Source organism: Marinobacter sp. H13 (assembly GCF_059072335.1).
Map to the genome: position 1 here is coordinate 145,959 of NZ_JCACRU010000001.1, position 14,346 is coordinate 160,304.

The following is a 14,346-nucleotide window of genomic DNA, read 5'->3' on the forward strand; positions in this document are numbered from 1 at the left end:
AAAAATGAAAACAAGGAACCAGACATTGCGAGCTCTGCCACGCCTGTTCTTGGTCAGCGCCTTGCTGAGCCCACTGCCGCTTCTGGTTGGCTGCAATAATCAACCAGACAGCTCTGAAGCCATGTCACACATTTCGCGGGCGGACACCTATGCCGAACAGGGCCAATACCGCTCTGCGCTTGTCGAAGTAAGAAATGCCATCCAGGCAGACCCAAACAATGTGTCTCATATCGTGCGCCTGGCCGAGATTTACCAATCCATAGGCGCCTATGAACAGGCATCTGACCTGCTGGAGCCATGGCTGAGCAACCATGCGAGCGATGTGGCACTGCCACTCGCGCGGGCCTATGTGGAGCAGGGCAAGCAACTCTCGGCCCTGGAAACCCTGGAAGCCTTTTCAGCAGATTCGCCGGAAGCCCAGCTGCAGGCATCGCTGATTCGCGCAGAAGCCCTTAGGCTGGCCGGCGAAAAAACTGAGGCGCTGGCACTTTTTCAGAACCTGACAGCCAGCAACGCCGCAAACATCAACGCAATCGTTGGGGTGGCCAGGAGCCACCTAGACCTCAATCAGTCTTCACAGGCCATTCAGGCGCTTGAAGAGTGGACAAATCGCAACGGACAGGAGCCAGAAGTGCTCTATTGGAAAGGCGTTGCGCAATATCGTGAGAACCAGCTCGAAGCAGCGTCTGCGACCCTAACTGATGCTGTAGGGGTGCTGCCCACTTCCGATGTGTTCCTGCCCATCCGCCGGGACATTCTCTCTTCCCTTTCCCGAGTACTCACCGAACAAGGCAGGATCACGGAAGCCCAGGTGTACAACCGGATTCTTGCAGAAAACCTCAATACCGGAGCCCGAGAACAGGGCGAAGCAGCCATCGCAGCCATCAAAGATGGCAACATTGACGAGGCCAAAACCATCCTGCGAGATATGCTCAAGCTTGATCCAGACAACGAACAAGTCGCCCTGATGCTTGGGGCTTTATCTGCAGGAACCGGCGAACTGGACGAAGGCACCCGCCTACTAACGGAAAACCTCGATCCGGAAACCACGCCTACCCAGTACATACGCGCCGCCACCATGGCTCAGATTGATGCCGGTGACAGGGAAGAAGCGTTAAAAACTCTCGACCGCGCTATAAAGGCGCGCCCTAACGATAACGAACTGCTGGCAATGCACGGAATCCTCGCCCTCAGCCTGCCTGAGTACCAGGACGCCGGCGTCGCCAGCCTGAGCAAGGCCATCAGCAACGAGCCGAACCGTGTTCGGCTCAGGCTGGCCCTTGCTCAATACCACATTCGCAATGATCAACCCGAGCAGGCCCTGGGCCAGCTAAGGATGGCATTCACCTCAAATCCATCCGAGTGGAATACCACCGCCACCTACCTAAACCTGCTCATCCAGCAAGGCGAAACCGAAGAAGCAACGGAAATCCGTGATTCACTACTGAATGGTTACGGTGACCAACCTTCAGCCGTATTGCTCGCAAGCATGGCAGATGCCCAACTGGGCAATACCGAGGCTGCCAAAACCAGACTGGAAACCCTGGTTAAGGAAAGCCCTCAGCTACAAGCTCCGAAGGTTGCCCTGGCTATGCTCTATAACCAGACAGGTCAGCCGGCAGATGCTGTGCGGACGTTTATAGATGCCGCAAAGATAACGCCCGATGCGATTCAACCGCTCCAGCGAGCCGGACAGGTCTACGCCCAGAACCATTCACCAGAGGAGGTTCAACAATGGCTTGGTAACGTTGGCAAGGAACATCCCGAGCTCCAAATGAATGCCGACACCCTGGCGGCCCTGATCAACATTCGCCAGGGCAGGCTGGCCGAGGCACGGGCACTGCTCGATGAATGGCAGACCTCCGACTCCGAGGCCGTCAACCGTGCGACCGGACAACTGTTGCGAGCCGAGGCCCAGACAGCAGCAGCCAACGAGGATTACGCCACTGCCCGCGCAAAAGCCGCCGAAGCCATCGCCCTAGAGCCGGAAAACCTGGGATACGCGCTTCTCCCCGTGGGTATTTACCAGATGGAAGGCAAATTGAACGAGGCGCTGAATGCATTGGATGCCGTTGAAGACACGTTTGGCACGGAGCGACCCGTGGTTCTTTCGCGTGCAGCACTGCTCAGGCAAAAAGAAGGTAACAAGCCGGCCTTCAACTACCTTCTTGAGCAATGGCAGACATCACAGGATGTCGGCCTGATGCCCTCTCTTCTTGGCCTGGCAAAAACAGAAGCGCCCGAGGCAGAGGACGAACTGACGGACAGTTGGCTCAGTGTTGCGCCAAACAGCAGTACCGCCCACATGGCTAGAGCAGATTGGCTGATGGCCAACAAGCAGGAAATTGTGGCCGCCAACCACTATGAGCAGGTTATTTCCCGCCAACCCAACAACATTGCTGCCCTGAACAACCTGGCCTGGCTGTTGCGCGAAGATGACTCTGCCCGTGCCATGGAACTGGCTGGTCGCGCCCGGGACCTTGCCCCCGACAATGCGGCCGTACTGGATACCTATGGCTGGATCCTGCACCTCGCGGGCAAACATGCCGAAGCGAAAGAAGTGATTGAAAGGGCCGTGGCTCTCGCTCCGGATAACGCTGAAATCCGCGCTCACCTCGAAACCGTTAAGCAGGCCATGTAAAGAAGATCGACAAAGCCCGCAAATCAAGCCAGACAGTGAGGCCGGAGACTACCGTATCTCCGGCCTTCTTCGTTTCAATGTCGAATTTTTTTACAGCCCTTATTTAAATACCGGGATTTTTTTCAAGGATTTCAGAACTATAGATTAATGGCACGCTTCTCGCTTGTTCTAGGGTGAGGATCGGGGTAGTACCCGGTCGGAAGCCAAACCATTCGCGAGGATGGGACGGAAAGCCAAGGATCTCTAGAACAATAAGAGACAGCCTGGTTGCAAAGCACACTACAAGGACTTAGAGCTAAACAACCGGAGAATACCCATGAAACTTAAACTCATTGCTGCTGCAGTTGCTTTGTCCGCCTGGACAGCTTCGGCTGGTGCAGTTGTAGTAAATAATGATGGCGCTGATGGTGCAGGTACAGGGCTCCAGAGCGTCCTCGATAACATCACAATCGCCCCAAGCCCAACCCCAGGCGCCTCATCTGTAGACGTAAATGCAGATCAGTTGGATGACGGATTGGATAGCTATTGGGACATTACCGCCACTGGCGGCAGTGTAACGACATTCATTATGGAAATCGCTGGTCAGTCTGGCACGAATACGTTCGGCATTTATGATCGCCTTAACCCGATGAATTACGTGGAAATCTTTTCGGGCGCTGATTCCTTCAATCAGGGCTTTAACAGCCAAAAAACTGTAGCCATCTTGAGTGATGGTTCTGTTGGGATTAATGGTGCTGACTCAAATGTTGACTTCGGCAGCGGAGTTTTCGGCTATTACCTTGGCACAGCCAACGGCCCAGTCTTTTATTCTGATAGCTCATTGAATACGAACGGTGCCGACCAGATGGTTGCCTATCAGGGCACCAATACCGACACTATCCAAATACAGGGCTTTGATGAAGGCCTCTGGACAGACAATGAGTTTGTCTTAGGTTGGGAAGATGTACTTGGAGGCGATCAAGACTTCAATGACTTGGTAGTAATGGTCGAATCTGTAATCCCTGTTCCAGAGCCGGGCACCCTGGCCCTCCTCGGCCTCGGCCTTGCAGGCCTCGGTGCAGCCCGTCGTCGTCAGAGAGCCTGATTTCGATAGGGTGCCAAAAGCCAGCTTCGGCTGGCTTTTTTCGTGCTTTGATTTGTCTTTTACCGGAGTAGCAATCACGGTATTCTTCCAAAGACCAAGTAGTCCGGCGGAAAAATGATGTTAAGGAAGACATTCGACAACCTCCCCAATTCCCTCCCCTTTCTGGTTGTTTCAGCAGTTGCCGTCGTACTTTTCTATCCAACCTGGTTTAGGCTTGGCACCATTTGGCTCGAGTTCGAGCAGGTTTTGGCTCATGGCCTTGCCACCGCCGTCATTTTCCTGGGCATGCTAATGATTCATCCGCCCAGGCCCGCAGGCGGTACAAGCGGCTTGCTCTTGAAACCATACCACCTGCTCGGCGGTATCGCGCTAATTGGGGTTACTCTCGTGTGGCTCCTGCTTGAGTTGGTGCGTATTGATACCCTCGCCTACCTGATGCTGCCAGCAGGTGTAATGGCCGTCTCCTGGACATTGCTGGGTTTGAAAAAAGCGCTTAGCTTTCTGCCCTACGTTGCCCTACTGTCACTCTCACTGCCCTTCTGGGCAGACCTGGTGCCGCCGCTGGTATCACTGGCCAGTGTTGTTGTGGGCAGTTGGGTCCGATTATTCGGGATGACCGCGCTTATTGAGGGCAACAGCATCACACTGCCCTACGGGCGACTCCTGATTGCCGATGGATGCTCCGGCATTCGCTACTTTGCCATTTCCATCCTTCTGGCCATGATGACCTCCATTCTCAATGATTACCGCTGGAAAGGCTGGTTGATCACCGTCATCGTAGCCATGCTGATCGGATTGGTTGCAAACTGGGTTCGGATTACCATTCTGGTGTTTGTCGCCTATGAGACCAACATGCAGAGCGAGCTGCTCACCGACCACGAAACCATGGGCTGGATTGTTTTCGGGGCTTTCATTCTGCCGGCTCTTTACTTTTCACCCGTTCGTAAAAGAAACAAGGCCAACCACCAGCCGACAACCACTAGGCTGAACATCACCAAAGTCGCCATGTCGGCGATAATCGTTGCAGTAATCGTGGGCCCGGCTGCACTGACGCTTGCACAAACCAGTGCCTACGACGAATCACCATGGACACTGCAACTCGAAGGCTTCCAGCCAAGGCAGGCAAGCGCTGAGCTGCCATTGCCAATCAGCCTGCCTTCGGCGCTCGACCAAACGATTCTAAGCACCAGGAATAGCTGGGTATCTCTGGCCCAAAGCCAGAAAACCAAATCCGACGAAAAACTTGTGCCCTACCTGCCGCAGATGTTCGACAAGTCCTCCTGGCAAATAGAAGAGCGACTTGCACCGGGCGTTTTGCTCTATCGAAACATCCTCACCCGGGACCGTGTCATTATGGCCCAGTGGTATCAGGTGGGAAGCAGAACTAGCCTGAACTACCGCCAGGCCAAACTTCTTCAGATCCCCGCCACTCTGTCCGGTGAGAGCCGGTTCGCTCTCGTTACCATTCAGGTGCCCTGCAAAGACAGGGATTGCAGTGACGAATTATCCCGACTCGAGCGCACCAAAACCATGGTGGAAGCCCAGCTGTAAATTAATTGACACATGGATCAGAATTCCCGTCGACTTTCTTTACACTCTCCTAACCTACCAACGATAAAAGCTCATTAAATCAAATGCTTAATTATTGGCACCAATCCTGCTGATTAAAACGTAGGCTGCATTAACGCATTGGTTTAATTTGGGAAGTACCAATATGATGTATAAACGGTTAGCCGCACTCCTCTCCGCCACACTTTTCAGTCTGTCTGTCAACGCAGGCGTAATTTTTCAAGACGATTTTGACTCGGAGCTTCCGAACGGCGGATCGCAAACGAACTATGATGACTTCCAGAATTGGGACGTCACCGATGGCACTGTCGATCTTATTTCCACCCCGAATAAATGGGGCCTTACCTGTGCCGGTGGCACTGGTAAGTGTGTGGACCTGGATGGCTCCAATCGAAACGCCGGCACTCTCGAAAGCATTTCGCTGACACTGGACCCAGGCACCTACACGCTGAGCTTTGATATTTCCGGTAATCAAAGAAACAGCACCAGCGACTCCGTAGTCGTTGGTCTGGACGGGTTCCTGAGCGAAACTTTCACTTTGTCTGCAAACGATCCCTGGCAGACCATCGTGCGCGATATCACCCTGACCAGCCAGACCACCAGCAAGCTCATTTTCGAACATCGCGGTGGCGACAACATTGGCATCATGCTGGACAACGTATCGCTCGTGCCAGAACCGGGTACTCTGGCCCTGTTTGGCCTGGGCATTCTGAGCCTTGTGGCAGTTCGCCGCAAAAAGCTCTCCTGATTTCAGCCCAGTTACCAACGAAAGCCAGCTAGATAGCTGGCTTTTCTTTGTTCCAGACATCATTCACTGTGTGAACAAGAACCCGATATACTCAGGCCTCACGACCCCAAAATTATCGGCTCCTACCCCATGGAAATAACGAAAACACCCGTTCGCATTCTCCATGTCACCTTCAACATGGGCTTCGGCGGCACCGAACAAGTCATCCGGCAATTAGTCACCAACCTGGACAAAGACCGGTTCCACAACGAAATTGCCTGTATTGATGGGGAAGTTGGCGATATTGGCCAGGCACTGGAAACCGAGTGCGGTATAAAACACCACGCGCGCCAACGAGCCTCCGGCTTTGATCTAAAGACCATTCTCTGGCTGAGGCATCTGATCAAATCCGGGAAATTCGATATTGTCCATTGCCACCAATACTCACCTTACGCCTATGGCTGGTTTGCGCACTGGGGCACGGGAGCAAAGGTGGTCTTCACAGAGCACGGTCGCTTTCATCCGGACCACCACCGAAAAAAAGCAAGGTTCATCAATCCTTTCATAGCCCGCACCTCCCACAAACTTGTCGCAATCTCCTCCGCGACGCGCGACGCTCTGGTGGAATACGAATACTTCCCCAGAGACAGAATCAGCGTGATCTATAACGGCATTGCACCACTAGAAGTTACCGAGAAAAAACGCTCTGCATTGAAAGATCAGTTGGGAATAAAAGCAGAAGAAACGGTTATTGGTACCGTTGCCCGACTGGACGCGGTGAAAAACCAGGCACTGATGCTGAAGGCGACGCGAACTCTGCTCGATCAAGACGTCCCTGTAAGGCTGCTCCTGGTGGGCGACGGCCCGGAACGCGACAACCTGGAAAAGCTTGCAGCTGAATTAAACCTGGGGGAGTCAGTTATTTTTACAGGCTTTCAATCAAAACCCGCCGACTACCTGAGCCAGATGGATATATTCCTGCTGCCCTCTTTTACCGAAGGCACATCCATGACACTTCTGGAAGCCATGAGCCTGGGAATTCCGACAGTCGCCACTCGTGTTGGCGGAACTCCCGAAATCGTCGCAGATGGCGAAACAGGAACACTGGTTGAGAGTGACGACCTTCCCACATTTACCGGGACGATCCAGGAACTGCTGCAAAACCCAGACGCACTTTCCAGAATGTCGCAACACGCTAGAAGGCGTTTTGAGGAACGATTTTCGGCCAAACAGATGGTGGAACAGTACGAACACTGCTACGAATGATTCGGCATTTCGTAAAGCAAAGCTTACAATATACGTCGGGAAATTTTACGCTTTCTTATTTTTCATTACGTCCTCCCGTATTTATCAATTTAAAACAAAAGGTTACTGACTTGGCACATGTCTTGTATGGCCATAGCCGTGCAATGAAGCCCATCTCAGTAATAAGGAATAAAGTAATGAAAAATATCTTTCTTTGTTTGTCTCTTGTGTTTTTTGCAAGTTCTGTTAACGCAGGGTTGATCAACGATTTTACAGGCGGGTATGACGTTTCGAATTGGAACCAATCGCTGAATGGTGGAGCAATCGATACCACAGGCGCCCCCTCATCAATCCTTCAGATCAGCAGTAACTCGGGCGGCGGCGCATCCGACACAGATTTCACGATCAGTGCGTTAGGGGATGGTTTAGTAACTTTCGATTGGTTGTATAAAACATATGACTCCTGGGGCTCTTCTTATGATCCTTTTGGATGGCTACTGAATGGGTCATTTACGCAACTTACACAAAATGGGAGTTATTCCACTCAGTCTGGCACTGCAACATTTGCCGTAACCACCGGTGACGTATTCGGGTTTCGCGCCAGAGCGACAGACTCAATCTTTGGTTCAGCTGTAACAAAAATTTCAAACTTCTCAGCACCAGTCAACGTGCCTGAGCCCGCTTCCCTGACGTTGCTTGGTCTCGGCTTGGCCGGCCTGGGTTTTGCGAGAAGAAAAAATGCATCGTAAGCAGTTCCTTTTTTGATCAAGCAGGCCGGTTGCCCGAAGTAACTGGCCTGTCAGCCACCCAGCTTAAAAACCCCTGCTCTAAAGTCTCAAAAGTTCTGTTAGCCGCTATTCCCTGATCAACCGATTGCCGGAACCTTCGTAACTCCCGCCATCGCGGGTACCAATCGGCGCGTCCACCGTATTATTGATGGCACTGGCCCCAATGGTATCGAACCGGAATTCAATAGAGCGATTCAGGTTTCCTCTGGTAAACACCTCATTACCCTCTACGATGGTGCCTGGCGAACTCCAAACAATAATCGCCCCATCGGATCCCCGTCGCCTTTGGGCACTGTAAAGTCCCTCGGCATAATCAATCCGGTTATTCCGAATGACTCCACCAGAATGATCCATAGGCCGGTCAAGCAAACCAAACGCGATGGCCCGGTCGACATTCATGAAAGTGTTGTTCTCCACAACGGTATCGCGCGCACCGTTCCACATTAAAACAACTGGCGCCCAAAGATGATCCGCATGATCCGGCGCATGGAAGTTTTCAAAGTGATTGTTCCGAATAACCCAGTTGGCACCGGCATGGACATCCACGCCATTGGTATAGCCAGTGCCACCTCCCCGGTCGATCATAGGAGGCCCCTCGGTATAAGCGAGAACAGAATGCTCAACAAGGCCCCCATCAACGCCATCCCCAAAGCCAGATGGATTCGCTTTGATTAACTGCTTACCGGTATCCACTATCCGGATATTCTGAAAGGTCGGTGATTCGGCGCCGGGGTTTAACACAATACCATGCTGATAAAAGTCACGAATGGTAAGGTTCTGAACAGTGAGGCCGGAAGCATTTGTCCAGATGCCATGAGGGGCGCCGCCATAATCCGGGTTATTCATACCCGCGCCCATGATGAACACATCAATGTACGTATCGCCATCACCACGTATAGTTATATCGTCGGTGCCTACTGCAGCAGTCGCCGTTAGCTTGTATCCTCCTGGCGCAAGCAGTATAACGCTGCCTGGCTGTGCCGAACGCACCGCACGTTGAAGTTCATTGACGCTTTCAACCCTTATTTCCGTACCAGAGGGCTGCTCGGGGATGGAAGCAGATGCGCATTCTATTCCCAAAGCACTCGGTGGAAGTAACAAAACCAAAGAAATACAAACCAGCCAATGTTTAACCATTTCCTTATTCACCGCTGACACACAAGCCTGTGCTAAGCTTTCGTTGCTTAAATACTCATTCTCTCTTCTTATTCGAGATTAGTCTGTGCAAGACACCAGCACCAGCGGCCGCGTCTTAAAAAGTTCCTTTTTTCTGCTGGCCATCCAGGTAGTACAGCGCTCTCTGGGCATTATCAGCACACTCATTCTTGCCCGCTTATTAACGCCAGAACACTTCGGCATCGTCGCCCTAGTCACGATTGCCCTGCAGTTTTTTGAGCTGTTGGTAGAAACCGGCAACCAGCAGTACATTATCCAGAAAGACCACGTCGAAGACGACGACCTGAACACAGCATGGAGCATGGATATTTCGATCAAAACTGCTATGGCAATCGTCGTAATATTGTGCGCTCCATTGATGGCCAATTTCTTTGAAACTCCGGAGTTAACCGCCGCCCTCGCCGTAGCAGCCCTCGCACTTCCAATTCGGGCTTTCAAAACGCCGGGTATGATGCTTTTGGCCCGCGAAATTAATTACCACCCTGTCTTTTGGCTTACCCTCTGGCAGAAAGCAGCATCATTCATAACCGTCGTGACCATTGCTCTAATCCATCCAAGTCACTGGGCGATCATCATCGGAACTCTGGTCTCGGCCGTGATCATGTCTATTGGCTCTTACAAAGTACACAGTTATAGGCCATCCTGGACGCTGAAACATTTACATACCCAATGGAAGTTTTCTCAGTGGCTCCTAGCCAGGGGAATTGTTGGATTCACTCGTTCCCAGATTGACAATTTGCTGGTTTCAAAACTTTTTGGCACAAGCCAGCTCGGTGGTTACAACTTGGTCAGGGAAGTTAGCCTATTGCCCGCATTAACGGCCATCATTCCGATGACCGAGCCGCTTCTTGCTGCAGTAGCGGAAAACAAGAATGATCCGAAGGTTTTTGCATATCGCGTAAGGTTGAGTTTCGCATTGCTAATAAGTGCATTAGCTCCACTGACAACATTCATGATGCTGTATCCAGAGCTCATAATTACGGTTTTACTAGGGCATCAATGGGAGGCTTACGCATCGCTCCTCCAGCCTTTCGGATTATTTTTTTTTACTTTTTGTCTTTTTTCTCTCATGAGTGACACCATTATCGCGCAGGGAAGAGTCAAAGCCCTTTTTCTCTTCGACATACTGTCCACAGCCCTCATTATTCTGATCCTACTCTTGGCCGGCACAGGCGATCTGGAGACAATGGCATGGACAAGGGGCTGGCTCGCTATAATTACGACTTTGCTGCTACTAGTTTTGCTAAACTACTGGAGTTCGCTCAACCTTCCCCGCCTGGCTATTATGTGCGTACCCGCTGTCATAGGTTCTGGTGTTGCCGCATGGTCCATTTCATTTTTTCAGCTGGATAGAGTCGATCCTAAAATCCAGTTAGCACTTAAAGGCTCCGTATTCTTAGCTATCAGCACCTTCTTTCTGCTAGCCAGCTCTCGTGTACTTCTCAAGAACAGTGATGAATGGCATCATGTAACTTGGATTACCAAGAATTTTTTTTCGAGCTTAAAGAAGAAGATATAAATATTCGAAAAATCGATTGGAGAATGGTACCACATGGATTTCGTGACGATTTTCATACCTACATATAATCGGATTAACGAGCTATTAATCACCCTTCCCCAGATCGCCTCAATTATGGATGACAAATCCGAAATTATAATATTCGATCAGTCGGACACATACGATCCAAATGATTACACAGAGACTCTGGAAAAGATCTTGGGTGGGATAAATGCAAAATATTATCACTGCCAACTTCCTTCAGTTCCCCTTGCTTGGAATAGCTGCAGAAGTCTTGCGAAAGGAGATATCATTCTATTTCTCGACGACGATATTGATATTGACTCAAATATAATTGATAGCCATAGATCATACTACGATAATAACCCGGATATTGCGGGTGTTGCAGGCGGATATTACGCAGGGAACCGGGAAAGTGTCTGGATACCGTCCACGAAAAATGGTTCAGCCAGAACATTTGCTGGAGTAAACGTTTCTTTCAGATCGAAGGTATTTGCCGAGTCAGGTAGTGCTTCGAGCTTTATCAAGCCTTTCGCTGGCGTAGATTGGGAAATGGCAGAACATGTTACACAAACCTTCGGAAAACTTGCCGTCGGAGAAAAAGCCTTGGTATTTCATAGGGCTCCGAGTAAAGGAGGTTGTGAGAATCAATCAAAAAGAGGGATAGATTGGTATTATGGTTGTTACTACAACCATGTTCTTTGGATGCTTTATAGAAGATTCCCGAAAAGCTTAACGATGCTTCCTAGGCACTTTTATTGGTTAATCCGATACTGTATTCCAAATAAAACCTTGTTAAAAACCAAACAGTTTTGGACGACGTCGGTTTTTTTTGCAGCTAGAAATGCATTTCAAAAGTACAGAGCCGATGGAAAAGCCAGGCTAACTGCAAGCTCGTTAGCGATAAAAAAAGTGGATTGTATCTTAAGTTCCCGACACCTTTGAAACGAATATATGCAGGAATGTTGTGGAACAACCAAGTTTTCCATGTTTCGATTAAAGTTCTCAAATATCAAATAACCGTCAACATCGGCTCAGGATTATGACGTATATGCCATTTTCGGGGGATTACACTGGAAATAGGGATGTAGTATATAGATGTGGCGGTCGCATCGGAGATGCAGTATTCCCCGCAGACTTACCTGACCTAGCGACCGCCCCCGATCTTCTTCAGACTCCTAGAGATCTTTGACTCGCTGTACAGTGATTTCGTTATGTGGTTCTCTCGCTCTGGCTCTATCGCGTTTCTACGGTTTTAGACCCGCCGCGTTCTTTGCCAAGGAGTCCGAGTAAAGTATCGCTTCATCAGGGCTCACCAGAAGGAGTTCCGGGTCTGGGCCATACGCCGTGTACTCAAGCTCCATCTCAGTGGCTTTTACGCCTGGACCGCAGACTTGTCGGATTGATCAAGCAGGCCTGGCTGGAGAGCGGTGGCGTGTGCGGTTATCGAAACATCACCTTGGATCTCAAGGATCTTGGAGAGCGATGCAGCAAGAACCGAGTGCATCGCCTCCTGAAGGTCGAAGGTGCCCGCGCTCAGTGCGGCTACCAACGTCACAAGGGTTATTAGGGTGGCAATGTCTCCCAATCACCTAAACCGGGAGTTCGAGTCCAGCTGAGAGCTTCTTCTCGCTACTCGAGACCGAACGGGTGAAACGAAAAAATCCACAAAGATCAGGAAACCGCTCGCTGGGATATCTTCGACTACATCGAGATGTTCTATAACCCGATTCGCCGCCATGGGAACAATGGCGGATTGTCCCCAGTGGACTTCTATAAGCAGTATTTTACGCAGATGTCAGGCGTCTAGAAGATCGGAGGCTTGCTAATTGTCCTCACGACCCGCACGATCTTTTCTTGGAGGTGACCAAACCGAACACGATTAGTACCCGATGACTTCTAAAGCACACGTTAACAGCTTAGCCCGCGAAGGAATCAGAACCAACGAAACAATAGGCAATAAAAACTTACTTAACGGCAACGTGATGGTTGTACTTTTTTTTAATTAAGCGTAATACTATTCAATATCCGCGGCATTGGTATATATTCCAAAATTTCATAAAAAACTGAAATTTGATTAATAGTAAGTACATGGGGGCTGTTATGAATCTAAATGCAAAAAGAATGTTCCGTTACCTTCCCTTCGGAGTATATATCCTCTCGGCAAACCTAGGCTTAGCAGCACCAAGCTTACCCAAATACAGCCTAGAAGCTATGGAATTCCAGGGAGCGTTTCGGCTACCAGCAGGCACATTCGGAGAAGGGAGGGTTGCTTGGTCTGCCGGAAAGATAGCAGTCGATCAAACGAAAGGATCGTTCTTTTTTTCCGGCTCAAATCAAAAATCGGTCGCAGAATTCAAAATACCGAGTTTCGTCGACGGGGCATCAAAAATTTCGCAGCTACCAATCGCACCTCCGCCTATCCAAGACTTCAAAAGAATTTTAAATTTAGCTCCTAGCGGAAATCCAAATAATGTCGATGTTATAACCGGATTGGGAATAATTGATGATCGGTTAATCGTGAACGCAGCTGTATATTATGATGGAAGCGCGAGTAACTTTGACACGACATTGATTATTGACGACTATAATAATTTATCTTCAGCACCTATTAAAGGTTATATGAAACTAGAAGGAGGAAATCGCGCAGCAGGTTGGGTTTCAGAGATACCTCAAAGCTATCAAGATAGTTTGAAAGGTGAGGTTTTATTTGGTCATGCCAACAACCTACCAATTAACGGTCGTAGCAGTATGGGCCCTTCGGCCTATTCGGTAAAGCTGACTGAATTAGCTGATTCGACATCAGGTGGTACAATCAATTCAACCACTCTAATGAGCTTTAGCATAAACAATTTATTACATCCTGATCTCGAAAATAAGACATTGGAAAATAATCTGTGGACCGAACTTTCAAGAGCCGCCTACGGTTTCATCGTTCCGGGCACATCAACATATTTAACAATTGGAAACACCGGAGGTTTAGAAAGCGGAATAGGTTACAAAATCACACAAGAAAATGGTTTTTCCTGCGGAGGATTCTGCGCATACGATTATAAAGATTACTACAATTACATTCTACTTTGGGACGTGCAAGATCTAATCGATTCTGCAAATGGATTAATAGCACCTTCTGCGATTAGGCCTTATTATTATGGGGAAATTTCTGTTCCTTTCGAGAAATCTGATGACGGGACATACGTAGAAAATCTTATTGTCGGCGGTAGCTCGACTAAAGATGGTAAGCTTTATCTTGTTTTAGATAAAGCAGATAAAACGCAATCAGAGTACGAACACCAAGCTATTATATTAGTCTATGATTTAAATCTAGATATGGATTCCTTTGCAAGTGAGGCTCCAAACCCACCGACCAATGTTGAATTAAAGAACTAAATTTTTGGGGCCGAGTTAAAAGCTGACGGGTTTCTTTGGCTTGCGGTGGCCGTCTGATACTGCAATATTTAGCTGAATCGCGGTTATCTGGAATTCTTAGAGCAATAAGACTACAGCATGACACATCTATGAGGAACAACACTTTATTAACAGTTTAAATTTCTGAAAAAGCCCTCTAAGCAATCGTTAACAGAACGCATGAGCCGT

General features: G+C 49.5%; 9 protein-coding genes, 2 pseudogenes and 1 riboswitch. Of the genes and pseudogenes, 10 read left to right on the forward strand and 1 reads right to left on the reverse strand.

Annotation, left to right across the window (positions count from 1 at the left end; all coding sequences use genetic code 11):
- Window positions 1-4: 4 nt before the first annotated feature.
- The 6 genes and pseudogenes from AC5JQH_RS00675 to AC5JQH_RS00700 all read left to right on the forward strand — a co-directional run.
- Complete coding sequence (locus AC5JQH_RS00675) at window positions 5-2,641, forward strand: tetratricopeptide repeat protein (protein ID WP_139216047.1); 2,637 nt, start codon at window positions 5-7, stop codon at window positions 2,639-2,641.
- A gap of 192 nt (window positions 2,642-2,833) precedes the next feature.
- Window positions 2,834-2,916, forward strand: a riboswitch (cyclic di-GMP riboswitch).
- 41 nt (window positions 2,917-2,957) lie between these two features.
- Window positions 2,958-3,725 (forward strand): DUF4114 domain-containing protein, encoded by a 768-nt coding sequence (locus tag AC5JQH_RS00680; RefSeq protein WP_008171877.1) that lies wholly within the window; start codon window positions 2,958-2,960, stop codon window positions 3,723-3,725.
- A gap of 117 nt (window positions 3,726-3,842) precedes the next feature.
- A complete protein-coding gene (locus tag AC5JQH_RS00685; protein ID WP_493805153.1) occupies window positions 3,843-5,276 on the forward strand; it encodes an exosortase/archaeosortase family protein in 1,434 nt (477 codons plus the stop codon).
- Window positions 5,277-5,442: 166 nt separating this feature from the next.
- Window positions 5,443-6,042, forward strand: a complete 600-nt coding sequence (locus AC5JQH_RS00690) for a PEP-CTERM sorting domain-containing protein (protein WP_493805154.1) — start codon at window positions 5,443-5,445, stop codon at window positions 6,040-6,042.
- A gap of 177 nt (window positions 6,043-6,219) precedes the next feature.
- A complete protein-coding gene (locus tag AC5JQH_RS00695) occupies window positions 6,220-7,287 on the forward strand; it encodes a glycosyltransferase (protein WP_493805155.1) in 1,068 nt (355 codons plus the stop codon).
- Window positions 7,288-7,928: 641 nt separating this feature from the next.
- Window positions 7,929-8,015, forward strand: a pseudogene (locus AC5JQH_RS00700) (PEP-CTERM sorting domain-containing protein); the annotation flags it as partial.
- 105 nt (window positions 8,016-8,120) lie between these two features.
- Here AC5JQH_RS00700 and AC5JQH_RS00705 read toward each other — a convergent pair.
- Window positions 8,121-9,212 carry a right-handed parallel beta-helix repeat-containing protein gene (locus AC5JQH_RS00705; RefSeq protein ID WP_493805156.1) on the reverse strand — a complete coding sequence of 364 codons (1,092 nt, stop codon included), beginning with the start codon at window positions 9,210-9,212 and terminating at the stop codon, window positions 8,121-8,123.
- A 64-nt stretch (window positions 9,213-9,276) separates the two neighbouring features.
- Between AC5JQH_RS00705 and AC5JQH_RS00710 the strand changes: the two genes are divergently transcribed.
- The 4 genes and pseudogenes from AC5JQH_RS00710 (at window position 9,277) to AC5JQH_RS00725 (ending at window position 14,139) form a co-directional block, all read left to right on the forward strand.
- Window positions 9,277-10,749 carry an oligosaccharide flippase family protein gene (locus tag AC5JQH_RS00710; protein WP_493805157.1) on the forward strand — a complete coding sequence of 491 codons (1,473 nt, stop codon included), beginning with the start codon at window positions 9,277-9,279 and terminating at the stop codon, window positions 10,747-10,749.
- A gap of 33 nt (window positions 10,750-10,782) precedes the next feature.
- Window positions 10,783-11,694 carry a glycosyltransferase gene (locus AC5JQH_RS00715; RefSeq protein ID WP_493805158.1) on the forward strand — a complete coding sequence of 304 codons (912 nt, stop codon included), beginning with the start codon at window positions 10,783-10,785 and terminating at the stop codon, window positions 11,692-11,694.
- A gap of 439 nt (window positions 11,695-12,133) precedes the next feature.
- Window positions 12,134-12,559, forward strand: a pseudogene (locus AC5JQH_RS00720) (IS3 family transposase); the annotation flags it as partial.
- 293 nt (window positions 12,560-12,852) lie between these two features.
- Complete coding sequence (locus AC5JQH_RS00725; RefSeq protein WP_493805159.1) at window positions 12,853-14,139, forward strand: hypothetical protein; 1,287 nt, start codon at window positions 12,853-12,855, stop codon at window positions 14,137-14,139.
- Window positions 14,140-14,346: the final 207 nt, after the last annotated feature.

Excerpts from the sequence above, each read along its gene's own strand:
- AC5JQH_RS00675 (WP_139216047.1), top strand. The coding sequence starts at position 5 with ATGAAAACAAGGAACCAGACATTGCGAGCTCTGCCACGCCTGTTCTTG.
- AC5JQH_RS00680 (WP_008171877.1), top strand. The coding sequence starts at position 2,958 with ATGAAACTTAAACTCATTGCTGCTGCAGTTGCTTTGTCCGCCTGGACA.
- AC5JQH_RS00685 (WP_493805153.1), top strand. The coding sequence starts at position 3,843 with ATGTTAAGGAAGACATTCGACAACCTCCCCAATTCCCTCCCCTTTCTG.
- AC5JQH_RS00690 (WP_493805154.1), top strand. The coding sequence starts at position 5,443 with ATGTATAAACGGTTAGCCGCACTCCTCTCCGCCACACTTTTCAGTCTG.
- AC5JQH_RS00695 (WP_493805155.1), top strand. The coding sequence starts at position 6,220 with ATGGGCTTCGGCGGCACCGAACAAGTCATCCGGCAATTAGTCACCAAC.
- AC5JQH_RS00715 (WP_493805158.1), top strand. The coding sequence starts at position 10,783 with ATGGATTTCGTGACGATTTTCATACCTACATATAATCGGATTAACGAG.
- AC5JQH_RS00725 (WP_493805159.1), top strand. The coding sequence starts at position 12,853 with ATGAATCTAAATGCAAAAAGAATGTTCCGTTACCTTCCCTTCGGAGTA.